Genomic DNA, 22,763 nt, shown 5'->3' with positions numbered 1-22,763 from the left:
ATAACTTTCGCAAAAACGCGACTAATTCATTCTAAATAATCACATCCATCAGTATGAAACATCTGATCGCTATCGCAGCCGTATTGATAACCGGCGCCGCCTCTGCCCAGACAATCACTAAAAAGGTTGTTTTTCAAAAAGACCAGCAGCTCGAAACTCAGAGCAGCATGAAAATGAACATGACCATGGAAATGGGTGGCATGAGCATGGAAATGGTGAACAGCTATCAATTCACCAATCAGATCACCGTTACAGACGTTACGCCTGCTGAGATCAAACTCAGCCAGAAAGCCAGCCATATTGTGGCCGATGTTCAGGCAGGTCCGCAGAGTGCAAGCTATGACTCTCAAAAACCAGCCGATTCAACCAGCCAGTTGGCGGAAGTTTTCGGTAAAAAAATAAAAACCACCTATCACCTCACTGTTGATAAGAATGGTAAGATTACAGCCAGCGACGATACTGACGCTGCAAAAGCAGCGGATGCGATAACCTCCATAACAGGAAGCGTAGGCGAGAGCATGAGCCTCGTAGGCACCAACCTTGAGATCATCGCAGCACTGCCGGCAGGTAAAAAGCTGAAAGCCGGGGATACCTGGACGGACAGCCTGATCGATGCCAAAGCCAACAGCAGATTTCTGATGAACTACAAAGTGCTGGCCATTCAGGGCAATGAAGCACAGATCGGTTTTGGCGGTACGCTGGATCGTGCAGGAGAGATCCAACAGCAGGGAATGACCCTGAACATGACCATCAAGGGTCTGCTGAAAGGTGAGTACTCTTTCGATACTGCTACAGGGCTTATCAAAACCAAGAAGACGAATATGGATGGTGATGGCAAGATAGAAATGGCCGGACAGGAGATCCCCTTCAAAATGAAGGTTGATTCTGACCTTACGCTGAGCAGGAAGTAATTCAGATCAGGGCTCCGAAGTAAGGAGCTTATCCAATAACTTTTCCATGGCGGACAATTGCTGTTCCGTCTCACGGGCAATAAGCGGCTGGTCTCCGGCCGCTTTTTGTTGTGTGGCATACCAGAGGATCACCATGGCGATATAATCCTGCATATCCTTCCCGGCAAAATTGGTTTTGAACTCAAGGATCTTGTCGTTGATCAGCTTGAGCGTTTTTCTTACCACCTCTTCATCGGCGGGAGAGATGCGGATTCTGTAGGTGCGGTCACCTATCACAACATTTATCGGAATTAATTCTTCCATTACTTGCAAGTTTGAAATCTGTGCTCTATATTTATCCACACGGTATTCACAACGGACGTAATAACGTATCAAGACACGGCTCAGGATCGTTTTGGATGGTTAAAAAGGTTAAGGCAAGGATCCAAATTCTATGAATACAAACCCAAAACCAAACGACCATGTTTGCAAAAGTTAGATCGAACATCTTTATTGATGCTCTGACACTCGAATTAGTAGAACCTATCCGCTCCAGCCTCCGCGCAATTCTTCGCGACGACAAAGGTTGCGAATGCAGCCGATTTGAAGCAAATGTTCCCAAAGGCGACAACACTGTAACCTGGAAAGGTCTCAACGACCTGCCTTACGGCGTCTATACCTTAGAGATCTCCGAGGGTGAGGATGAACAAAAGATGCGTCTCGTAAAAAGGGTGTAGCTTCTTAATCTCCCAGCATGGCAATACACCGGTCTATTTCCCGGATGTACAGGTTCAGCTTTTTTTCCAACTCTTTCCTGTCAGTTACTTCAATCTGACCGGCAGCCATTTTCAGCGCCGCTACTTTATTTTCCAGTTCAGCAATCTGTGCTACGTGCAATTCGTCTTTCCCCTTCAGCTCCTGCAATTCTTTTTGCATCCGGGCATTATCCCGCTGCATGGCCTGGTACTGCTGTACCACCAATTGTAGCTTCTCATTGAAGCGGCTCAATGATTGATCTGTCTGCGACATGGGATAAATTTTTAAACTATTTCCGGATCTCTGCTTTCACATCTTTTTCGAGGGCATCCATGATCTTGCTCATCATGCCATCGATCTCTTTGTCCGTTAATGTTTTTTCTTCATCCAGGAAGGTAAAGTTGATTGCCAGTGATTTTTTATCAGCACCGATCTTCTCACTCTGGAACACATCGAATAACTGGATGCGCTGGAGTTTGTCGAGCTTCGCTTTCTTCACGGCCGTTTCCACTTCTGCATACGCAAGGGCTTTCGGAACAATCATCGCCAGATCGCGGTACACGGGCAGTTGTTTGGGAAGCTCTTTCACTTTCAGTTCCTGCTTCGCCATATGCTTCAACAGATGCTCCCAGTCGAAATCTGCATAGAACACAGGTTGCTTAAGATCGAACCTTTTCAGTTCGGTGTCCGATACCATTCCGAGTTCTGCGATCAGATCCGTACCGATGGTTACCTGCAATGCATTCACCAGTTTGCCTTTGGCAGCTGTATTGTCTTCAGCCGCGCGCCAGCTGGGTTTGCTGATACCGGTGAGTTGCAATATTCTTGCCACGATGCCTTTCAGATAATACAGATCGGCTTCGGCAGATTTGGTTTTCCAACCGGCTTCTGCAGTGTTTCCGGTGATGTACACACAGAGATGTTCGTGCTCTTCGTATTTGCCTGAACCGGAAGTACTGTAGGTTTTTCCGAATTCAAAGAAGCGGAGATCCTGGTTTCTGCGGTTGAGGTTGTGGAGAACGGCTTCCAGACCGGTTTCCAGCATGGAGGGGCGCATGATATTGTGTACGGCGCTCAGGTTATTGAGCAGACGCACAGCGTTACCGAGATCTGCCTCATCGAAGTAGGCAGCATTGGTAATGGAGTTGGTGAATATTTCGTTGAATCCAACTGATGCGAGATAGTTGGATGCTTTTTCCTTGTAGAGGTACTTATAACGGTCTGCCTCAACCGAAGGTGAGATAGTGATCGCAGCAGGGATCTCGATATTGTCGAGCCCGTCTATGCGCATGATCTCTTCCACTACATCGGCCTGCAGTGAGATATCGGGTTTCCAGTAAGGGGCGGAGATCCAGAGATCATCCATACCTTCTTTGATCACTTCAAAGCCAAGGCTGGTAAGGATCTTCTTCACGCTATCGAAGTGGTAGCTCTTTCCGCTCAGCTTGCGCAGGTAGTGATATTTCAGTTGAACCGCTACTTTTTCTTTGGGCTGAGGATAGATATCGATCAGCTCTGAACTGATCTCGCCGCCTGCCAGTTCTTTGATCAGCAAAGCCGCACGTTTGAGTGCATTCACGGTATTGCTGATATCGATATTCTTCTCGAAACGAACCGCCGCATCTGTTCTCAGTCCATGACGGAAAGAGGTTTTGCGGATATCAGTTGGATTGAACCATGCACTCTCCAGGAAGATATTGGTAGTGCTTTCTTTCACACCACTGGTAGTTCCTCCGAACACACCGGCGATACACATGCCCTCTCCTTCTCCGTTGCAGATCATGAGATCTTCTGCGCTGAGCTTTCTTTCTTTATCGTCGAGTGTTACAAATGGCGTTCCTTCTGGGAGATTCTTTACAATCACTTTGTTGCCCTTGATGGCAGCTGCATCGAATGCATGCAGTGGCTGACCGGTTTCGTGCAACACAAAGTTGGTGATGTCTACGATATTGTTGATAGGACGAAGACCGATGGCTTTGAGTTTATCCTGCAGCCATTGCGGACTTTCCTTCACGGTGATATTTGAGATGGATACACCGCTGTATCGCTGGCAGCCGTTTGCATTCTCCACTTCTACTGTGATCGGCAAACTTGTATTATCTGGCTTGAAAGCGTTTACAGACGGGGTCTTTAAACGGGTATCCTTTTTATCGTGATGACTCAGATAAGCAACAACATCACGGGCTACACCGATATGGCTCATGGCGTCCATATGGTTTGGCGTGATGCCGATTTCAATTATCTGATCTGTGTAGATCGGGAAGATGTTGGAAGCAGGTACGCCTACTTTGGTATCGGCAGGAAGTACGAGAATGCCTGCATGGTTATCGCTGAGACCGATCTCATCTTCTGCGCAGATCATGCCATGGCTTTCCACTCCACGGATCTTGGCCACTTTCATAGTAAGGCCTTCTCCGCCTTTAGGGTAGATGGTAGCGCCTACAGGTGCAACAATCACTTTTTGTCCGGCTGCCACGTTAGGCGCTCCGCACACAATCTGCAGCGGATCTCCGGAACCAATATTTACAGTTGTAACAGATAATTTGTCTGCGTTGGGATGCTTTTCGCAGGTGAGCACTTCACCGATTACCAGTCCCTTCAGTCCTCCTTTGAGGCTTTCATAATTTTCAAGGCTCTCTACTTCCAGTCCTACAGAAGTCAGGATCTTGCTCAGTCTCTCAGGTTCAATTGTTGAAGGCAGGTATTCGTGTAACCAGTTGTAAGAAATTGTCATCCGTGTATTGATAAAAAGTTTAACTCCAAAAGGGCTTCCCGGCAAAGATAATGTTTAGCGGCAGCATTTCCCGGGCCGGACTTACAGGAGCGTCCATCCGATGGCGGTATTTACGGCTTTCCGAATGGCGCCGATGGCGGCATTGAGTACGTTTTCCACCATCAGAATTCCCAATCCTTCCACGGCCATGAGTACGGTGCGGAAAGAATTTCGCTGGATCTGGATATGCAGCAATGCTTCTTCTTTGGAGATCTTATCCTGAATTTTCAGTTTGGCGATCATGGCGAGGTTTTGCAAAAAATTCTTGCTTTCCTTCTCCACGTAGGGCTTTACTTCTTTCCAGTAGTTTTCGAGTATTGGTTTGGCGGCGGAGAGCATGTCTTTCGCCAGTGCGGGTAAGTTAAGGTTCGTTGCCATAGCTTGAATAGTGATAAAGGTTATTTAATACCGGCCCTGCTTTTCAGCGCCATGATAAATTTGAACATGGCCGTGTATTGGGTTTCGAAGGCGCTTTTGAGCAGCCGTACATCATGGGGCGCCAGCAGTCCATCGGGTTTGCCTCGATGGAGGGAGTCCATCAGCCGGATATTATCGTCCAGCAGATCGAGCATGTTGATCATCGGCTTGTTCTTTTCGATGGCATTGTTGCGGATGCGGAGGGTACGGGAGCTGGTGATAAGTCCCTGATAGAAAGCCGACTGGTTTCCGTACTTCAGTTCGGGAGCGGAGGGCGTTACTTCGTACTTCACAAAAAAGGCGGTGGTAGACTGCTGCATTTCCGACAATACTTTGTCTGTGGTTTCGTCATATGAGGAAAGCAGGGTTACTTTACAGGCGGCAAACAGCGTAAAAAGGGCCGCAAGAAGTATCAATCTTCGTTTGGTCAGAGCCGGGATAAACATATAAGGATAGGTATTTGATTCCGGGTGAAAATATAACATTTAAAGCGCAGATTATCCCTGTTTAGCCATCATGCTGTGGAGTTCAGTATAGGCCTGCAACCTGGCAATCTGGTGCTTCGCTAACAATTATTGCCCTTGGAATGTTCAGTTCCGGGAATCATTGTGTAATTTCCTTACTTTCGCACATTAGCCTCTCGTATGGGAAAATTACTATACATATTGGGGCCATATAATATGGTAGAATTCATAAAACAGTTTAAATACAATGGAATTAAATGCATTAAGCTATATAATAGGTGGAGTATCACTGGCTGTGGGCTTTGTAGTGGGTAAAGTGCTATACGACAAGAACTCACAGAAGAAAGCAGAAGAAGCAGAAGCACAAGCCAAAAAGATCCTCGCAGACGCCCAGACCAATGCCGAGAACCTGAAGAAAGAAAGATTACTTGAAGCGAAAGAGAAGTTTGTACAACTGAAAGCGGAGCACGATAAAGAGGTACTGGAAAGAAATAAGAAGATCAACGATTCGGAGAGCAGAATAAGACAGAAAGAGCAGAGTATCAATCAGAAAGTAGAACACGCAGAGAAACAGATAAAAGAAAACGACGCAATAAAGGATAACCTCAATCGCCAGATCGAAGTAGTTAATCTCAAACGCACCGAGCTCGAAAAACATCAGGAAGAGCATATCCGCCGCCTCGAAAAGATTGCAGGCCTGACCGCTGAAGAAGCCAAGTCTCAACTGGTGGAAAGCCTCAAACAGGAAGCACATACGCAGGCACTGGCATTGCAGCAGGAGATCATCGACGACGCCAAGCAGAAAGCCAATAAGGAAGCCCGCAAAATCATCATCCAATCCATTCAGAGAACCGCAGCAGAACAGGCTATTGAAAACTCCATCACTGTTTTCAACCTGGAAAGCGATGAAATAAAAGGACAGATCATTGGCCGCGAAGGACGAAATATCCGTGCCATCGAAGCCGCTACCGGTGTGGATCTGATCGTAGACGATACTCCGGAAGCCATCATCCTTTCTTCATTCGACCCGCTCCGCAGGGAAATTGCCCGCCTCAGTCTCCAGCGTCTGGTAGCCGACGGCCGTATCCACCCCGCCCGTATCGAAGAAGTAGTAGAAAAAACACGCCGTCAGATCGAAGAACAGGTAATGGAAATCGGTGAGCGTACCGTGATCGAACTCGGCATCCATGGTCTCCATAAAGAACTGGTTCGCATTGTAGGAAAGATGCGTTTCCGTTCTTCTTACGGCCAGAATCTGCTGATGCACAGCCGCGAAGTAGCCAATCTCTGCGGAATTATGGCAGCAGAACTGGGCCTCAATCCCAAACTCGCCAAACGTGCCGGTCTCCTGCACGATATCGGCAAGGTACCCGACGAAGAAACTGAACTGAGCCACGCCCTCCTCGGAGCGAAACTGGCTGAAAAATATGGTGAGAACCCGGCAGTAGTGAATGCTATCGGCGCTCACCACGACGAAATGGAAATGGCTTATGTGATTGCTCCGATTGTACAGGCTTGTGATGCCATCAGCGGTGCGCGCCCCGGTGCACGTCGCGAAATTATGCAGCAGTACCTGGCCCGTATCAAGGAACTGGAAGGACTGGCAATGGCCTATCCTGGTGTGGAGAAAGCATACGCTATTCAGGCGGGACGCGAACTGCGCGTGATCGTAGAGTCTGAAAAAGTTACAGATGCAGAATCAGACAAACTCTCTTTTGAGATTGCACAGAAGATCATGACCGAGATGACCTATCCCGGACAGATCAAAGTAACGGTGATCAGAGAGAAAAGGGCTGTGAACGTAGCCAAGTAATAAAGTAAAAAACAATTTTATATAACAACGGATTGGTTTACAGGTAGAATAGAAGAGACCGGACAGAAAAAGCGACAAAAGAGTAAAGAAAAACTCAAAAAAGAATCGGGAAGTCTGGAGAATTACGGTTTTTCTCATTACCTTTGCCCTCCTTAAATTTAGAAGTCATGAACGCAGCAGTTCAATTTGTGCACGAACAGTTGACCGGAACGAAAGAATTCCCGAAATTCAAAGCAGGTGATAACATCACTGTTAACTATAAGATTATTGAAGGTGGTAAAGAGCGTATTCAGAGCTTCCGCGGCGACGTTATCAAACGCCAGGGAACTGCTCAGACTGCAACTTTCACTGTACGCAAAATCTCTGATGGCGTAGGTGTTGAAAGAACTTTCCCAATCTACTCTCCTAACATCGATTCAATCGAACTGAACAAGACTGGTCGTGTTCGTCGTGCGAAACTGTACTTCCTCCGTGAGCGTAGCGGTAAGAGTGCAAGGATTAAGGAAAAACGCATGCTGGTTGGCGCTGCTGCTGAGAAAGCAAAAGCAAAGGCCGCTGCTAAGGCTGCAAAAGCATAGACTTTCAGTTAATTCAGCTTATTTTAAATATGGGGAACCTGCCTTAGGGCGGGTTCTTTTTTGTGCGTATACCTCTTGGTTATTTTGTTCAGCGCCGGGAAATATGTCTGCCGTCGAAAAACAGGCCAGGGAGGGGTTAACTCCGGTTAAGCGATGGAATGAAGGATGGAACTGTGTGCTGAACCGGGCTTCGGCCCAACCCGTTTTAAGGCCGGACATACATATTTCCCGGCGCTGAACGCCGCTGAAATTGCGGCAGGGTAAGACTGAAGCCACCTGTGAAAAGCAGGCAGGAATTCAATTCTGGCGTTTCTTGCGATCTGCCGCCTCATTGTTTTTGGACTTTAGGGCAGCTGTGCTTCGGGGCAGGCGTTTTCCTTTGGAGAAAAATGGGAGTGATGATGAGACTTTGGAGTGGATTAAAGCAATTTATCTGAAAGGCCCTGAGGAGGATTGTGCAGGAGGTTAATGGTTAATCAGATGTAAAAAAGCAGGCTGAACCTGCCTCCCCTGTACAATTTGCCTTGTTAATCTTCGTTTTGCTTTGCTAAATGATGTAATTTCGTAGTTCAAACCAATTAAATAGTTGATCATGTTATTAAATGCCAATTTGTTGATGATCTCAATGCCGGGAGGTACAGAGTGGATCCTGATTATTTTAGCGGTATTGATCCTGTTTGGCGGACGTAAAATTCCAGAATTCATGCGTGGTATCGGTCGTGGTATCCGTGAATTCAATGATGCCAAGAACAACGTGAAGAAAGAGATTGAAGATGGCATGCAGGAAAAAGATAACAAGAAAGCTACTTCTGCTCAATAAGATCTTTTTCGCATTTAGTTATTCCTCATTCCGGTTGAATCCTTTAACCGTTTTGTGCTCAAAACCGGTGGTTACGCTTGTTTAAGTATACTTCAATACAAGATTATCATACTGATCTGCTGAATGGTACTGTGCTGTGCACAGATGCCGTTCAGCATTTTTTATTGCAGATAGATAAACGCAGTAACCTCAACGCTTATACGCAGGTCTTCTCCGAAGAAGCCATGCAAAAGGCTGCAGCGCTTGACCAACAACGTAAGGATGGCAAACCCATGGGCAAACTCCATGGTGTAGTGATCTCCATTAAAGATGTGATCTGTTATAAAGACCACGCCATTTCAGCCGGATCAAAGATTCTTCAGAACTTCAATTCTGTTTATAACGCCACTGCAGTGGAACGCCTGCTGGCAGAAGATGCCATCATCATCGGCGTTACCAACTGCGACGAGTTTGCAATGGGCTCTACCAATGAGAATTCCGCTCATGGCAAAGTACTCAACGCACTCGACGAAACCCGCGTCCCCGGCGGATCTTCAGGCGGATCAGCCGTTGCCGTTCAGGCCGGTCTCTGCATGGTGAGCCTGGGAAGCGATACCGGTGGCTCGGTAAGGCAGCCCGCAGATTTCTGTGGCGTTGTTGGTTTCAAACCTTCTTACGGACGTATCAGCCGCTATGGCCTCATCGCTTACGCCTCTTCGTTCGATCAGATCGGCATCTTCGCCAACAACGTTCCGGACGTTGCGCAGGTGCTCGAAGTGATCGCAGGTGAAGACGAATTCGATTCCACCGCTGCTTCTGAAGCTGTTCCTGCTGCCGCAGCTGTAACCACAGCTCCCGTGAAACCTTTACGAATTGCGTATTTCAGGGAAGCACTGGAAAGTCCGGCCCTCGATGCAGAGATAAAGGAGAATATCCTTGCCCTCATCGACAAGCTGAAAGCAGACGGACATACTGTTAGCCCTGTAGATTTCGAGTACCTCGACTATATCGTTCCGGCCTATTATGTACTCACAACTGCCGAAAGCAGCTCCAATCTGAGCCGATTCGATGGGGTGAAGTATGGCTTCCGGGCCGATGTGGATAAAAAAACCGATTTAACGGATTTTTACAAAGCCAGCCGCTCTGGCGGTTTTGGCTGGGAAGTGAAGCGTAGAATCATGCTGGGAACCTTCGTTCTCAGTGCGGGCTATTACGATGCCTATTTTACGAAGGCCCAGCAGGTACGTCAACTACTCGTTAACAAAACGAACATGGTATTCAACCAGTTCGATGCATTGATCCTCCCCACCGCTCCCACCACCGCCTTCCGCATCGGCGAAAAAATGGAGGATCCCATCGCCATGTATCTGGCTGACATTTTTACAGTATTTTCCAACCTCACCGGTATTCCCGGTATCTCAATCCCGCTTTTTTGGCACAGTAATGGCATGCCCTATGGGTTGCAGATTATGACGAACCGATTTTGCGAGTTATCTTTGCTGCAGTTATCCCATCAGTGGATACAGCGGTACAGATTCGCCGGTTAACATGAAAAGCCTAAACGCTCGACCCCCGGACTTCTCTGCCGCGATTTTTTTTAGCTCCTATCCTACGTAAAAGCAGTATCTCTATCCTATCGAAACATCATCCTTTAACTCTGAATCCATACCTGTGGGTCGCATTATTGTGTCAAACAAATGATGATGAAAAGAAAGTTATTTTTTGCCAGTTTACTGTGTCTGGTATGGTTTACTATGGCTTCGACTAAGGGAGCCGGTAAACAAAAACCCAGTTCCAATCACTTCGTATTGGAGACAAGCCTGCTCCTTCCCGGAAAGGCCGATTCTACCGCTCCCCGGACCGGTGGTTTCAGCAGCCTGTTCGATGAAGAAGAAGCCGGAACCACTTCAGCCGAAGTAAGGTTGAATCCGAGGGCTATGAAATTTGTGGAGGATTACATGGACAAGCATGGTGAAGACCTGCTCGAAATGAAAGATTGGGGCCGTCCCTATTTCAATATGATGGATGGAGTATTGGCCAAATACGGCCTGCCCACCGAACTGAAATACCTCGCCGTTATCGAATCCAAGCTGAAACGCACCGCCGTTTCCTGGGCCGGAGCTGTTGGTCCCTGGCAATTTATGCCCGGTACAGCGCGCCTGTTAGGGCTGAAAGTAGCCCGTGGCAAGGACGAACGCACAGATTTCTATAAAAGCACCCATGCGGCCGCCAAATACCTCCGCGATCTCTATACCGAGTTTGGAGACTGGCTGCTGGTGATCGCTGCCTATAACGGAGGCCCCGGCAACGTATACTCAGCCATCAAGAAAAGCGGAAGCCGCAATTTCTGGGATCTGCAGTACTACCTTCCAGCCGAATCACGCACACACGTGAAGAAATTCATCGGCACTCACTACGTATTCGAAGGTCAGGGCGGCATCACCACACTCACCAAGGAAGAAGCCAAAGAACAGATGGGTGTTACCGCCACTTACCTGCTCAACCGCAAGCTGAGCACGGAAGAGCTGAGCGCTTCAAAAAGCCTCACCATCTCAGGAAAATATCACAGCAGCTGCATCGCCAGGCATGTGCTGATGGACATCAATACTTTCAACAGGTACAATCCTGATTTCGATAAGAAGATGGCCAGCGCAGACAATGCCTACGAACTGAAACTGCCTTCCGAGAAGATGGATCTTTTCATGGCCAACAAATACAACATCCTCAACGAGTCTGTTCAGATGTTGTTAAGCGGTTCATCCGTTTCAAATCAGGTGAAGTAATCTTACTGAAGAGATAATAAAAAAAGATCCCGGCCTTGTGAGCCGGGATCTTTTTTTATGGGGAAGTCCCTATTTTAAAATTATGGTTGCTGCGGCATCAGTCCGTTCAATACTTTTTGAATAGCGGCTGCTTTCAGCAGACTTTCTTCGTACTCCATCTCTGGGTCGCTGTAGAAAGTGATTCCGCCTCCCGCAAGCCAGCTCAGGTATCTGTCTGCAGCATTGTAGAGAATGCTGCGGATCACTACATTGAAATCGAAATCGCTATCGGGTGTTACGTAACCAACAGCGCCGGAGAAAATGCCACGTTTTACCGCTTCATATTTTTCAATCAGCTCAAGCACTTTTCGTTTAGGCGCCCCTGTCATAGACCCCATCGGGAAGGTTGCTTTGATGGCATCCGTCCAGTGAAGATCGCTGCGAAGTTGTCCGCTTACCGTAGAGATCATCTGATGCACCTGCGGAAAGCTGTAAATGCCAAACAGTTCATCCACTTTTACAGATCCTTCTTCACAAACAATCGCCAGATCATTTCGAACCAGATCAACTACCATCACATTTTCAGAACGGTCTTTGGCGCTGTTGAACAATTGTGCTTTGTATTGTTCATCGAGTTGCTGATCATTTCGATCGCGCGGCGTAGTGCCTTTGATTGGCTGACTCAACAACTGTTGTGCTTCTTTGCGCAGGTATCTTTCCGGACTCGCACACAACAGGTATCGCTGGTCTACTTTATAAAATGCAGCAAACGGATTGGGTGAAAGTTCACTGAGCAACTGATACGTTCTCACCGAAGAGATCACAGCCTGCTCTGCATAGAACTGCTGGCAGAAATTGATCTCATAACAATCTCCGCGCAGAATATGCTGCCGCAGTTGTTCAATGATACCGATATACTCCTCTCTCGAAAACCGCTGCTTTACTTCGAATGGCGAAATGCCGGGTACAGGAGCTTCGATAGATTCAGTAACGATCTCATTGAATATTTTCAAATGATCCTCTCCGTAAGAACCAATATGCATGGCATCTCTGCCGAGCTGGATCACCAGTTCGGGTACAAAGAAAAACATATCGGCAAACCCGGTGGGGTCTGGATGCGAGGATGTAAGGGGGAATAATTCGTTCTTGAGATCGTAACCAAGATGGCCGAAGATCCAGTCAGGATGCTGGATATGAAATTCTTTCAGCTGGCTAAAAGCCTCTCCTGCATTGCATTCCAGGCGATGGAGCGCTCCGGCTCCGAGCAGGCATTCATAGGAATGATGCTCACCGGCATATTGCTGGTTATCCAAAAAACAACAAATGCTGAACCGGTTGGCCCAGTTCAACATTTGATGTTTTGTTTGCTGAAAATCAGTTATTGAAAAAGAAGTGAAACTTCTGCTCACTTGCATGATAGGTGTTCAGCGAAGCACAATTTAGAAATCATCTTCATCGTCGTCGAAGCCTCTGTCGTTGAAGAGGTCCATGTCTTTGAATTCATCGTCGATACCAAGATCGTCATCATCGTCTTTGGCAGATTTCTTTCCGCCGCCGCCGCTGCTGCCGCTTGATTTTTTTGTTTTGGATTTGGGAAGATCGAATTCTTCGAAATCGGGATCCCAATTCTCATCTTCTTCGGGCTTGTCCCAGTCATCTACTTCGTCGTCTCCATCATCATCGCCATCGTCATCATCTTCTTCGTCATCAGAAGATTTTTTCTTAGATGCTGCTTTTCCACCTGCTTTCTTTGCGGCTTTTGGAGTTTCCAGCTCACCATCTTCAAAATCATCATCCTCATCATCATCCTCATCTTTGTTAGCTTTTGAGGATTCTTTCTTAGGAAGTTCCTTAGAAGACTTTGGTGCAGGGCTTCCGCCAGTCTTTTTTTCCTTGTCAGATTTTGCTGCCATTGTCTGGTAAGATTGTGTTGTAAAATTCCGCGAACTTTTTAATTCGCCAAACTTTTTTTGAATTTTTTTTACGGTATAAAAGTCTGGGCCATTTTCTGTTCAGCTATGCGAACGTTCAGTTAAGATACACACGCATTTCAAACAAAAAAATACCTGCAAAAATAATAATAATTTCCTGGCTATTTCATTAGCGGGATGCCTGATCGGACGATCATTAAAGCCCTGATAAGATTATGCCATGAAACTACTGAATTTCTATCAATTGATCGCGCCCTGGCCCATTGGAGATCCAGGCGATCTTAACTCCAAGATATTCATTGATAAAAGTCACGTAGTCTTTCATTACTGCAGGCAAAGCAGCAGCAGATTGCAGCGCTGTAACATCAGTTTTCCATCCTTTCAGTGCCTTGTATTCCGGCTCAATGGCCAGGCGGGTCATCTGGAAAGGTACGGCTTTAACTGACTGTCCATCGATCTTATATGAAGTACAAACATTCAGCTCATCGAAGGCGTCGAGCACATCGGCTTTGGTCATTACAATTTTGGTAACGCCGTTTACCATACAGGCAAAGTTGAGGGCTACCAGGTCGATCCAGCCACAACGGCGGGGACGGCCGGTAGTTGCACCGAACTCACTGCCGATACGGCGCAGTTCTTCGCCGGTTGCATCGTGCAGTTCAGTGGGGAACGGACCGCTGCCTACGCGTGTGCAATACGCTTTGGTTACGCCGATCACGTCTCTGATCTTCTGAGGCGCTACACCGAGGCCGGTGCAAACTCCTGCAGAGATGGTGTTGGAAGAAGTTACGAAAGGAAAGGTTCCGAAGTCCACATCCAGCATGCTGCCCTGGGCACCTTCGGCCAGTACGGTTTTCCCTTCTTTCAGTTTTTCGTTGATGAAGTACTCTCCATTAACGATCTTGAAAGTTTTCAGGAATTCGATGGCGTCGAAGAATTCTTCTTCCCATGCAGTGATGTCTTCGTGGAAATTATGACTGTCGAGTATTTTCTGGTGTTTCAGACGGAGTCTGATGTATTGCGTAGTGAAATTCTTATCGAGCAGATCACCAACGCGGAGGCCATTGCGGCCGGTTTTATCCATGTATGCAGGTCCGATACCTTTGAGGGTAGACCCGATCTTATCGTTCCCTTTGGAAAGCTCAGAAGCTTTGTCGAGGGCTCTGTGTGTAGGCAGAATGAGGTGAGTGCGTTCAGAAATATAAAGGTTCTTACGGAAGTCTACGCCAAACGCAGCTACTGTATCACACTCTTTTTTGAAGATAACCGGATCGAGCACAACGCCGTTACCGATCAGGTTGATGGTATTTTCGTGAAAGATGCCGGAAGGGATCTGGTGCAGTACTACTTTTTTATCGTTTACATACAGCGTGTGCCCTGCATTTGGTCCACCCTGAAAACGTGCAATAATATCATACCGCGGAGCAAAATAGTCTACGATCTTTCCTTTCCCTTCATCGCCCCATTGAAGGCCTAATAATACATCAACCATAACAGAATTTATGTGTGTTTAGCATTCCAGGAGAATACCTCCGGAAAACGGGGGCAAAAATAGGCGAATGGCAGAAAAGCGGAAAATAAAAAGCGGATTATAATCGTGGGCAAAGGGGCAGAAATATTTGCAAAAAGGCCCCGGTTTCGTTATAGAAGCCGGGGCCTGCCGAATATTTACGTCAGAAAGGGTTATTGGCCCTCTGTAAGTGGTCTGGGGAATTTATCGAAAACATCGTCGTTAGGTCTGTCTTTAGGCAGATCGCCCAGTTTGTTGTAACGGCGCATATCTATCCAGCGGTGGCCTTCAAAGTAGAAGGAGAACCTGCGCTGGCGAAGGAGGTCTGTGGTCAGTTCATCATCTGTAACCAAACCACCATAAACGGACGAATTGTGTGATGTTCTGATGCGGTTCAGCGCAACTATCGCATCAGGATACTGAGTCAGACGAATCTTTGCTTCAGCATACAGCAGAATCAATTCTTCATTTCTCACAATGGTTATCGGCGCCACATTGGAAGTGTATACCCATACATCCCATTGACTGCTCAGGTCGTCAGAACTTGCAACCTTATCGCGCAGCGTAGCTTTTCCGATACGGTCGTCATTGGGTCCAAGTTGGGCAACTGCTTCTGCATGGAAATTTGGATGTGCCAGACGAATTTCTCCATTGCTGTTCTTACGGAAGAAAGTGATATTGGTCTGATCGTTGGCTCCGGTAGAAAACACATGGTAAGCGCCCATAGTAAGGCTTCCGTTCAGATCGAAGAAAGACTCGTTCAAACGGGAGAGCACACCAGGCCAATCTTTTCTGTAAGCCGCTACACGCGCAGCCAATGCACGGTTGAGTTTAATAAATTTAGCTCCATCGATAGCTCCATCAGTTTTCACAATGTCGAATCCTGCGGAAAGCGGGAAAGCAAATTCAGCACCTGCTACATCCGCTTTGGATTCATCGAGCAGATCAGAAATAGCTTTCAGAGATTCATCATAGCTGAGGAACGGACCTGGTTTATCAGGATCATTTACATCCACCCTGATACCATTGGTGTAAGTGAGGTTAAGATTCAGCAGCAACTGATATGCCTTGAAGAATTTTGCCACTGCAAGAAAACCTTTCTTCTTGGGAGCTGTAATTTGTTTTGAATTGGTGCAACCCTGAATAATGGTATTGCAATTTTTCACACCTCTGTAACGGCTGTTCCAGGAGTTGGTAAGATAGAATGTGTTGTTATTGAGTGTAGCCGCATCCTTACCAAGCAACTCAGTTGTATAACGTGGTTCAGATCCTGCGAAGCGATAAATTTCACGACCTATTACACCCGTTGCATCGAAATAGAAATCGAGGTTATTGCGGATGCCCGATTCGGTTCCTACCATGGTGTTGATCATCTGGAACTCGGTAGGATTGGTAGTGAGATCCTCAATCACAGCCCCGTTGAGACTTCCGAACTCCTTTGAGCAGGAAGGCAACGCTGCTGCCGCCAACAGGCCGGAAGAAAGATATATGATGAATGATTTTTTCATGATTCTCATTTTATTCGTTTAGAATTCTACTGACAGGTGGAAGCCCAGGCGCTTCGACATTGGATAAGGCATTACATCTACGTTGGTAGAGAAGCCTGTTCCGAAGTTCGACACTTCAGGATCATACCCTGCATAATTGGTGATGGTGAAAAGGTTATTCGCAGATACACCAACGCGAAGTCCTTTGATGGCAGATGTTGGCAGTTTGGTGAAGCGATAGTAGAGACCTACTTCACGCAGACGCAGATAACCGGCATCCTGTACCCAAACATCAGCATATTTCGCACCGAAACGCGCTACGCGGGCTTTTCCTTTTATGCTTCCTTCTTTAGTTGGCTCATCATAATCAGGTGATGTTTTACCAAGGTCTGTCAGCAGCTGGCTGAGGTTGATATTCTGTCCGCCATTTTTCCAGTGAAGCAGAAAACGGAATGAGAAGTTTTTGAGGAAAGTAACTTCGTTGAGGAAGTTCATCTGGAATTTCGGTTCTGCATCTCCGAGAGGCACAGAAATATCAGATCCTGCAAGACCTACAATCTGTGTTGCAGATTTGCCTGTTTCGATTTTGAATGTACCGAGTGTAGGCCCGAACACACCCAGCTCCACAGGATCAACTTCCATTCTGGTAACTTTTGAACGGTTCTGCCAGAAGTTAACGGTAGAAGTCCAGCGCAGATTCTTATTGTTCACAGGAACTGTATTCAAACTGATCTCAATACCTCTGTTGCGAAGATCACCCGCATTGGAGAACTGAGTAGACCAGCCAGAAGAGCCTGCAACAGGGCGTTGCAGCAGAAAGTCGGTAATTCTTTTTTCATACACTGAAAACTCCAGACCGATTCTGCCGTTGAACATGCTCAGATCGAAACCGGCTTCGAGCTCGGAAGTTCTTTCAGGTGCGATATCCTTATTGCCTCGTATAGTTGAAAGCAAAAGACCGGTATTGCCACCGATATTGAAGTTGCTGATGAGGTTGTACTTGCTGCCGAATGTAGGGAAGTTACCTGCCTGGCCGTAAGCCGCACGAACCTTCAGGTTATCGAAGAGTGAGCTATGCCAGAAACCCATATTGGTAAGGTTCCAGCTAACGCCAGCCTTGGGATATCCGTACAGTTTCTTGTAATCCCCGTTGTTGGAAGATCGGTCGAAACGAACACCCGCAGTAAGGGTAATCGCATCGATGAGCGTGGCTTCTTCCTGAATGTAAAATCCATTGTCCTGAAACTTGTTGCGCAGCTGAGTAGCGGAAAGCGCACTGGACTGATCGATGTTCGACTGACCAGCCACCAGTTTATTGGCAACGTTCAGCAGATTGTCGAAGTCTCCGTTTTCCTGTGTAAGACCAAGAGATGAAGTAAGGTTGAACTTATCTGATGGTGTGTAGTTATTTACAAGGCTGAGGATGTAGTTGTAGTTCAGGTTCTTTGCAAAGCCCTGAACGGATGTTCCTTCCACAGTTTTCTGAAACTGCAGTTCGTTGGGGAAGTGAACATTTGTTTTCAATGTGTAATAGTCGAAACCACCTCTTGCAATGAATCGTGTAGTTGAAGCAGCTGATTTCTGCAGTATTGCTTCGAGGGTAATTCCGGACATGAAGCGGTTCACAGATTCGCGGTTAGTCATCAGATCCCTTGTCTGAAGAGGGTTCGATGCGCTGTAATTGTTGTCTGGGTAACCTGCTTCTGTTGCGTGCAACTCAGTAAAACCGGGTGTAGAAGAAAGTGCCACACCGAAAGTAACCGAGTTGTTATCGTTATTGGTAAGGCCGCGGTCTGCTGTTGAATTGAGATAAGAAGTAGACACGCCCACCTTGATATTGTCTGTAATTCTGTGGTCTACGTTTACGCGCAGCGATTTGCTGCCGTAACCTGTTCTTTTGATGATACCATCTTCTTCTTTCACACCACCGGAAAGGAAGAAGCTGGTTTTTTCGTTACCGCCTACCAGGCTGATATTGGTGTTTCTGGTAAAGCCGGTTTCACCATACAATTCTTTTTCGTAATCGTAGATCTTACCGGCATTCTTTGCCGCAATGTATTCTGCTTTTGCAGCGGCTTTACCGAAGTCCAGTGCACGTTCTTCCGTCCACTCTCTCTGGCCCAGCAGCTTGCTGGCCTTCATGATGCCGAGATCCTGAGAAACAGTGAGTTTTGTTTTTCCTGTTTTGCCGCGTTTGGTGGTGATGAGCACCACACCGGCAGCAGCTTTCGACCCATAGATAGCAGCAGCAGATGCGCCTTTCAGGATTTCCACGTTCTCGATATCCTCTGCCTTAATATCGGCAACACGGCTCGATGGGTTATCCTGATTGGAAGCATTACCGCCTCTAGCAGCACCTGTAACGGTATTCAAACCTGCAGGTGTGGAGCGGTTATCGATAAACACACCATCCACCACAAAGAGTGGCTGCGTGTTTCCGAATACAGAGGTAACACCGCGGAGCTTCACGGAAATACCACCACCGGGAGCGCCGGAGTTGGCATTAATGAGCGCACCGGGCACCTTACCGTTCAATGCAGCATCGAAGGTCTGAGCGGGAGCAGTACCGGTCAGATCTTTACTGGATACCGTTACTACGGCATTGGCAAGATTTTTTCTTTTCACACTGGTAGCCAGACCAGTTACAACCACCTCATCCAATCTGCCGATATCTTCAAGCATTTTGATGGAAACAATGGCGTTGTTTTCAGAAACCTGAACACTCTGTGTTTTATAACCCACAGAAGTAAATTCAAGTGTAGCTCCTTTTGAAGGAATGGTGAGAACGAATTTTCCTGAAGCGTCAGTTGAGGTTCCCAGGTTGGAATTTTTGACTTTAACGGAAATCCCCGCCAATGGATTGTTGGCAGCATCCGTTACAGTACCGGTAACGCTGACCTGAGCCAATAGCAGCGTTGGCAATGCAGCACAAATAATGGCTAGCACTGCATGTTTGAGCAGATGTCTCATGCTGGTGTAACTTTTTGTTTTTGAATTGTGTTTAAAAGGATCCACATGCAGGCACACGAAAAGCCTGCCCGTGAATTACACAGGGATACGGAGCGGGGTTTGTGAAATTGAAATCTGAAATGTGCAGGAGAAAGCTGAAAAAGATTAACAGGTGTCTATGTTATGTGATTCGCTCATGGTGGAAAGGTTTTAAAATAATAAATGTGTTTAAAAGGATCTCACAGTCAGACAAATTTTATTTGCCCATAGCTGCACGATAATGAACCTGACTATATCGGGAAAGAAATAGTTCACCGGGGGATAAGCCGGCTTCTAAAGATATAAAAAAACAATTCGCAGACAAAAGATTGCACTATACTACAGTACACTGCTTTTGCAGTTCATACTGCATTACCTGCATTTCATAGATCAGCCCGCCTTAAAAAACCTAGATGGCAGGCTGATATACATTAAATTTTAGTGGAATTCTGATCGGTTGAGTTATCAATGCAGTTACGCTTCTGCATCGTAGCGATCAACTGTTTCAATGCCCGGAAGTTTTTTCAGATAGTCTACCAATTCTTCCAGTTCTTCTTTATCATGAACGTAAACTTTTACATTTCCATGAAAAAGCCCTTCCTTGGCTTCGATGGTCATGGCATTGATATTGATCTTCATTTCGCCCGAAATGAGGTTGGTGATCTTATGAATAACACCCACATCGTCGAGCCCCACAATCTTGAGACCGGTGAGGAACGAGATCTCTTTATTCTTCGCCCATTTTGTTTTAACGATGCGGTGTCCGTAGTTAGACAGCAGTTTCGTGGCATTAGGGCAGTTCGTACGATGGATGGTAAGTCCCTTGCCGGTTGTAACAAAACCAAATACGTCGTCTCCGGGAATGGGTTTGCAGCAGTTCGCGAGCGTGTACACGATCTTGTCGCTGCTCTCTCCGAAGATGATCAGCTCCGTGTCTTTGCTTGGCTTCACCGTCTGCACTTCCACCTTATGCTCTACCGGTTTAACAGGCTTGGGCGGCTCGAGCTTATCGCCGAGTATCTGAAACTCTTTGAGCTCTTTTAAATCGATCGCCTTGATGGATATCTGATAGTACAGATCGAGCGGCGAAGGAAGTTTGTAGAACACCGTAAGCACATCCACATTGTGCTGATTGAAGGCAGCACCGGATTGTTCGAGTTTGCGCTGAAGCGTGTACTTGCCTTCGTCTGCCACTTTCCTTTTCTCTTCTTTCAGCGCATCCTTGATCTTGCTCTTTGCTTTGGCGGTTACTACTATGTCGAGCCAACCGTCGTTTGGCTTCTGCTTGGCAGAAGTAATGATCTCCACCTGATCCCCACTTCGCAGTTTATGACTGATGGGAACCAGTTTATGATTCACTTTCGCACCGATACACTGCGCCCCTACCATACTGTGGATGGCAAATGCGAAGTCCAGTGCAGTGGAATTGACGGGCAGCATTTTTACATCACCTTTCGGTGTGTACACATATATTTCTTCTGCGAGGAAGGTTGTTTTGAAATCCTGCAGGAAGTCGATAGAGTCGTTGTCTTTATCGTTGAGTACTTCCCTGATCTGCTGAAACCATTTATCGAAGCGGCTTTCATCGGTAGCGCCTTCTTTGTATTTCCAGTGGGCGGCAAGTCCTTTCTCTGCGATTTCATTCATCCGCTTGGTTCTGATCTGCACTTCCACCCATTTACCCTGTGGGCCCATCACGGTGGTGTGCAGCGCTTCGTATCCGTTCGATTTGGGTGCGGAGAGCCAGTCGCGCAGCCTTTCTGGTGCAGGTGTGTATTCGTCTGTGATAAATGAGTACACTTTCCAGCAGGCTTCTTTCTCCAGTTCCTGCGGAACATCGAGCAGCACACGAATAGCGAAGAGATCGTACACTTCCTCGAAGGCTACGGCTTTCTTCTTCATCTTGTTCCAGATGGAGTGGATGCTTTTGGGGCGGCCATAGATCTCGAAAGGAAAACTGGTATGGTCTAGCTTCTCTTTAATTGGTTTGATGAACTCGTTGATGTATCGGGAGCGTTCTCTTTTTGTTTCAGCGAGTTTGCGGGCGATCTCTCTGTAAGCCTCTGGTTCGAGGTATTTCATCGCCAGATCTTCCATCTCCGTTTTGATATTGTAGAGACCCATGCGGTGAGCGAGGGGCGCATACACATAAACGGTTTCGGAAGCGATCTTGAGCTGCTTCTCGCGTTTCATGCTGTCGAGCGTGCGCATGTTGTGCAGGCGATCGGACAGTTTGATGAGGATAACGCGGGGATCATCCGTGAGCGTGAGCAGGATCTTCTTAAAGTTCTCTGCCTGCTGCGAAGCATTCACGTCGATTACAGTGGAGATCTTGGTAAGTCCATCCACAATGCGGGCGATCTCTCCGCCGAACTCACGTTCAATATCTTCTAAAGTGATATCTGTGTCTTCAACGGTATCGTGCAGGAGTGCGCAAATGGTTGAGCGAACACCAAGACCAATCTCTTCCACGCAAATGCGGGCTACCGCAAGGGGGTGAAGAATGTAGGGTTCGCCACTTTTCCGGCGCATGGTTTTATGGGCATCGGCCGCCATTTCAAAAGCATGGCGAAGGAGTTCCTTGTCGCCGGGCTTGAGTTTGGGCTTCAGACCTCTGAGCAGGGCACGGTATTCACGCAGGATCAGCTTCTTCTCCTGGTCGTCGTTGAGGTTATATTTTGGTATCGCGGCTGTCGTTGCCATAACGTACGAATTTACGATAAAAGAACTGTTTTTCCAGTTATGGGCCAAATCATATACATTTGCTGTCCCTGAAACGGTTAGGTGCAGAAAAGTAAGAGAAAAAAGGGAGATAATTTCCGCACGTGGCGTAATTGGTAGCCGCGCCAGACTTAGGATCTGGTGGAGTGATCCGTGGGGGTTCGAGTCCCTCCGTGCGGACAGAGAAAACGGGAGCTTTGATGAGCTCCCGTTTTTTTTATGTTGTGCACTATTGCCTGTATGGTCCCCTGGCTACTTGATTTGCTTCAGCTTTTTTCGGATGTCCGCTGCGAGATCATCTTCGATGCCCGGCAGCAATTTTTCAATTTTGGAGGTGTATTGCTGCACTGCTTTCTCCAGAAAAGGAGCCAGATAGGTTGTTTTTTTCTTTTCGCTGATCAGGGTTGCCATGTGCAGGTACAATTCAGCCGTGGCAGATTTACTGCCGATATATTTTACAGGCTTGTTTATTTTTCGCTGAACCTTCCTGAATTGTTTTTTATACTGATAACCCGGAAGCGTATCAATTTCTTCCATCTCCCCGGCAATTTCCTTTTTAACCTGCTCTACATATTCACTCTCATTTGCAGATTCAAATAAAAGGTAGGTGAGCAACTCTTTGTTTTCTTTTTTAAATCTTGCAAGCCGAAGCAGCAGTTCGAGCAGCTGTTTGGGAGGAAGTTGTTTCAACTCGGTTTTGATGGTATCACTGGATGCAGCGTGCATAATTGTATTCGTTTTCTGGTACCGGCAAGCGCCGATGGATGTAAAAGTAGAATCTAATTATCTATTACTCCTCTTTTGCTGATCATAAAATTGTCCGCAACACAAACTCCTACATGCTCACGCATAGATCGCAACACAACTTTACATC

At 46.9% G+C, this 22,763-nt stretch carries 19 protein-coding genes and 1 tRNA gene; 8 read left to right on the top strand and 12 right to left on the bottom strand.

What is annotated here, in order from left to right; translation table 11 throughout:
* The first annotated feature begins 53 nt into the window (after positions 1–53).
* Complete coding sequence (locus HHL16_RS06870) at positions 54–911, top strand: DUF6263 family protein (RefSeq protein ID WP_169424388.1); 858 nt, start codon at positions 54–56, stop codon at positions 909–911.
* Between the two features lie 6 nt (positions 912–917).
* Here HHL16_RS06870 and HHL16_RS06865 read toward each other — a convergent pair whose 3' ends face one another.
* The gene (locus tag HHL16_RS06865; protein ID WP_169424387.1) at positions 918–1,214 is read right to left on the bottom strand and encodes a cell division protein ZapA; all 297 of its coding nucleotides are present in this window, start codon (positions 1,212–1,214) and stop codon (positions 918–920) included.
* 158 nt (positions 1,215–1,372) lie between these two features.
* Here HHL16_RS06865 and HHL16_RS06860 point away from each other — a divergent pair, with 158 nt between their 5' ends.
* Positions 1,373–1,627, top strand: coding sequence for a hypothetical protein (locus HHL16_RS06860; protein ID WP_169424386.1), 255 nt, complete (start codon positions 1,373–1,375; stop codon positions 1,625–1,627).
* A 4-nt stretch (positions 1,628–1,631) separates the two neighbouring features.
* Here HHL16_RS06860 and HHL16_RS06855 read toward each other — a convergent pair whose 3' ends face one another.
* The 4 genes from HHL16_RS06855 to HHL16_RS06840 all read right to left on the bottom strand — a co-directional run bounded on the left by HHL16_RS06855 (position 1,632) and on the right by HHL16_RS06840 (position 5,282).
* Positions 1,632–1,919: a hypothetical protein gene (locus HHL16_RS06855; protein ID WP_169424385.1), complete on the bottom strand. Its 288-nt coding sequence runs from the start codon at positions 1,917–1,919 to the stop codon at positions 1,632–1,634.
* A 16-nt stretch (positions 1,920–1,935) separates the two neighbouring features.
* On the bottom strand, positions 1,936–4,380 hold the full coding sequence (gene pheT / locus HHL16_RS06850) for a phenylalanine--tRNA ligase subunit beta (protein WP_169424384.1): 2,445 nt from the start codon (positions 4,378–4,380) through the stop codon (positions 1,936–1,938).
* Between the two features lie 81 nt (positions 4,381–4,461).
* Entirely contained in the window at positions 4,462–4,797 is a 336-nt protein-coding gene (locus HHL16_RS06845; protein WP_169424383.1) for a hypothetical protein, read from the bottom strand.
* Positions 4,798–4,817: 20 nt separating this feature from the next.
* Positions 4,818–5,282: a hypothetical protein gene (locus HHL16_RS06840; RefSeq protein WP_169424382.1), complete on the bottom strand. Its 465-nt coding sequence runs from the start codon at positions 5,280–5,282 to the stop codon at positions 4,818–4,820.
* Positions 5,283–5,547: 265 nt separating this feature from the next.
* On the opposite strand from HHL16_RS06840, the gene rny reads away from it, so the two are divergent.
* The 5 genes from rny (at position 5,548) to HHL16_RS06815 (ending at position 11,273) form a co-directional block, all read left to right on the top strand.
* Entirely contained in the window at positions 5,548–7,113 is a 1,566-nt protein-coding gene (gene rny, locus HHL16_RS06835) for a ribonuclease Y (protein ID WP_169424381.1), read from the top strand.
* Positions 7,114–7,280: 167 nt separating this feature from the next.
* Positions 7,281–7,691, top strand: coding sequence for a 50S ribosomal protein L19 (gene rplS / locus HHL16_RS06830; protein WP_169424380.1), 411 nt, complete (start codon positions 7,281–7,283; stop codon positions 7,689–7,691).
* 592 nt (positions 7,692–8,283) lie between these two features.
* Entirely contained in the window at positions 8,284–8,511 is a 228-nt protein-coding gene (locus tag HHL16_RS06825; protein ID WP_169424379.1) for a twin-arginine translocase TatA/TatE family subunit, read from the top strand.
* A 77-nt stretch (positions 8,512–8,588) separates the two neighbouring features.
* The gene (gene gatA, locus HHL16_RS06820; protein ID WP_169424378.1) at positions 8,589–10,037 is read left to right on the top strand and encodes an Asp-tRNA(Asn)/Glu-tRNA(Gln) amidotransferase subunit GatA; all 1,449 of its coding nucleotides are present in this window, start codon (positions 8,589–8,591) and stop codon (positions 10,035–10,037) included.
* A gap of 207 nt (positions 10,038–10,244) precedes the next feature.
* Positions 10,245–11,273, top strand: a complete 1,029-nt coding sequence (locus HHL16_RS06815) for a lytic transglycosylase domain-containing protein (RefSeq protein WP_169424377.1) — start codon at positions 10,245–10,247, stop codon at positions 11,271–11,273.
* Positions 11,274–11,353: 80 nt separating this feature from the next.
* Here HHL16_RS06815 and HHL16_RS06810 read toward each other — a convergent pair whose 3' ends face one another.
* From HHL16_RS06810 to HHL16_RS06785, 6 genes are all read right to left on the bottom strand, one after another.
* Positions 11,354–12,565, bottom strand: a complete 1,212-nt coding sequence (locus HHL16_RS06810) for an anthranilate synthase component I family protein (protein WP_240965877.1) — start codon at positions 12,563–12,565, stop codon at positions 11,354–11,356.
* Between the two features lie 126 nt (positions 12,566–12,691).
* Entirely contained in the window at positions 12,692–13,165 is a 474-nt protein-coding gene (locus HHL16_RS06805; protein WP_169424375.1) for a hypothetical protein, read from the bottom strand.
* Positions 13,166–13,409: 244 nt separating this feature from the next.
* Positions 13,410–14,675 carry an adenylosuccinate synthase gene (locus HHL16_RS06800; protein ID WP_169424374.1) on the bottom strand — a complete coding sequence of 422 codons (1,266 nt, stop codon included), beginning with the start codon at positions 14,673–14,675 and terminating at the stop codon, positions 13,410–13,412.
* A gap of 191 nt (positions 14,676–14,866) precedes the next feature.
* A complete protein-coding gene (locus HHL16_RS06795; RefSeq protein WP_169424373.1) occupies positions 14,867–16,201 on the bottom strand; it encodes a RagB/SusD family nutrient uptake outer membrane protein in 1,335 nt (444 codons plus the stop codon).
* An 18-nt stretch (positions 16,202–16,219) separates the two neighbouring features.
* Positions 16,220–19,150, bottom strand: coding sequence for a SusC/RagA family TonB-linked outer membrane protein (locus HHL16_RS06790; RefSeq protein WP_169424372.1), 2,931 nt, complete (start codon positions 19,148–19,150; stop codon positions 16,220–16,222).
* A 492-nt stretch (positions 19,151–19,642) separates the two neighbouring features.
* A complete protein-coding gene (locus tag HHL16_RS06785; protein ID WP_169424371.1) occupies positions 19,643–21,871 on the bottom strand; it encodes a bifunctional (p)ppGpp synthetase/guanosine-3',5'-bis(diphosphate) 3'-pyrophosphohydrolase in 2,229 nt (742 codons plus the stop codon).
* 116 nt (positions 21,872–21,987) lie between these two features.
* Here HHL16_RS06785 and HHL16_RS06780 point away from each other — a divergent pair.
* A tRNA-Leu gene (locus tag HHL16_RS06780) sits at positions 21,988–22,069 on the top strand.
* Between the two features lie 72 nt (positions 22,070–22,141).
* On the opposite strand, the gene HHL16_RS06775 is transcribed toward HHL16_RS06780, so the two are convergent.
* Positions 22,142–22,615 carry a hypothetical protein gene (locus HHL16_RS06775; RefSeq protein ID WP_169424370.1) on the bottom strand — a complete coding sequence of 158 codons (474 nt, stop codon included), beginning with the start codon at positions 22,613–22,615 and terminating at the stop codon, positions 22,142–22,144.
* Positions 22,616–22,763: the final 148 nt, after the last annotated feature.

The organism is Pseudoflavitalea sp. G-6-1-2 (assembly GCF_012927185.1).
Classification (GTDB): Bacteria; Bacteroidota; Bacteroidia; order Chitinophagales; family Chitinophagaceae; genus Pseudobacter.
Note: the sequence above shows the minus strand (reverse complement) of the source record. Positions and strands in the feature narration are given on the sequence as shown.

Bases quoted from the DNA above. Each gene is read 5' to 3' on its own strand.
- HHL16_RS06870 (WP_169424388.1), top strand. From the start codon at position 54: ATGAAACATCTGATCGCTATCGCAGCCGTATTGATAACCGGCGCCGCC.
- HHL16_RS06865 (WP_169424387.1), bottom strand. From the start codon at position 1,214: ATGGAAGAATTAATTCCGATAAATGTTGTGATAGGTGACCGCACCTAC.
- HHL16_RS06860 (WP_169424386.1), top strand. From the start codon at position 1,373: ATGTTTGCAAAAGTTAGATCGAACATCTTTATTGATGCTCTGACACTC.
- HHL16_RS06855 (WP_169424385.1), bottom strand. From the start codon at position 1,919: ATGTCGCAGACAGATCAATCATTGAGCCGCTTCAATGAGAAGCTACAA.
- pheT (WP_169424384.1), bottom strand. From the start codon at position 4,380: ATGACAATTTCTTACAACTGGTTACACGAATACCTGCCTTCAACAATT.
- HHL16_RS06845 (WP_169424383.1), bottom strand. From the start codon at position 4,797: ATGGCAACGAACCTTAACTTACCCGCACTGGCGAAAGACATGCTCTCC.
- HHL16_RS06840 (WP_169424382.1), bottom strand. From the start codon at position 5,282: ATGTTTATCCCGGCTCTGACCAAACGAAGATTGATACTTCTTGCGGCC.
- rny (WP_169424381.1), top strand. From the start codon at position 5,548: ATGGAATTAAATGCATTAAGCTATATAATAGGTGGAGTATCACTGGCT.
- rplS (WP_169424380.1), top strand. From the start codon at position 7,281: ATGAACGCAGCAGTTCAATTTGTGCACGAACAGTTGACCGGAACGAAA.
- HHL16_RS06825 (WP_169424379.1), top strand. From the start codon at position 8,284: ATGTTATTAAATGCCAATTTGTTGATGATCTCAATGCCGGGAGGTACA.
- HHL16_RS06815 (WP_169424377.1), top strand. From the start codon at position 10,245: ATGGCTTCGACTAAGGGAGCCGGTAAACAAAAACCCAGTTCCAATCAC.
- HHL16_RS06805 (WP_169424375.1), bottom strand. From the start codon at position 13,165: ATGGCAGCAAAATCTGACAAGGAAAAAAAGACTGGCGGAAGCCCTGCA.
- HHL16_RS06800 (WP_169424374.1), bottom strand. From the start codon at position 14,675: ATGGTTGATGTATTATTAGGCCTTCAATGGGGCGATGAAGGGAAAGGA.
- HHL16_RS06795 (WP_169424373.1), bottom strand. From the start codon at position 16,201: ATGAAAAAATCATTCATCATATATCTTTCTTCCGGCCTGTTGGCGGCA.
- HHL16_RS06790 (WP_169424372.1), bottom strand. From the start codon at position 19,150: ATGAGACATCTGCTCAAACATGCAGTGCTAGCCATTATTTGTGCTGCA.
- HHL16_RS06785 (WP_169424371.1), bottom strand. From the start codon at position 21,871: ATGGCAACGACAGCCGCGATACCAAAATATAACCTCAACGACGACCAG.
- HHL16_RS06775 (WP_169424370.1), bottom strand. From the start codon at position 22,615: ATGCACGCTGCATCCAGTGATACCATCAAAACCGAGTTGAAACAACTT.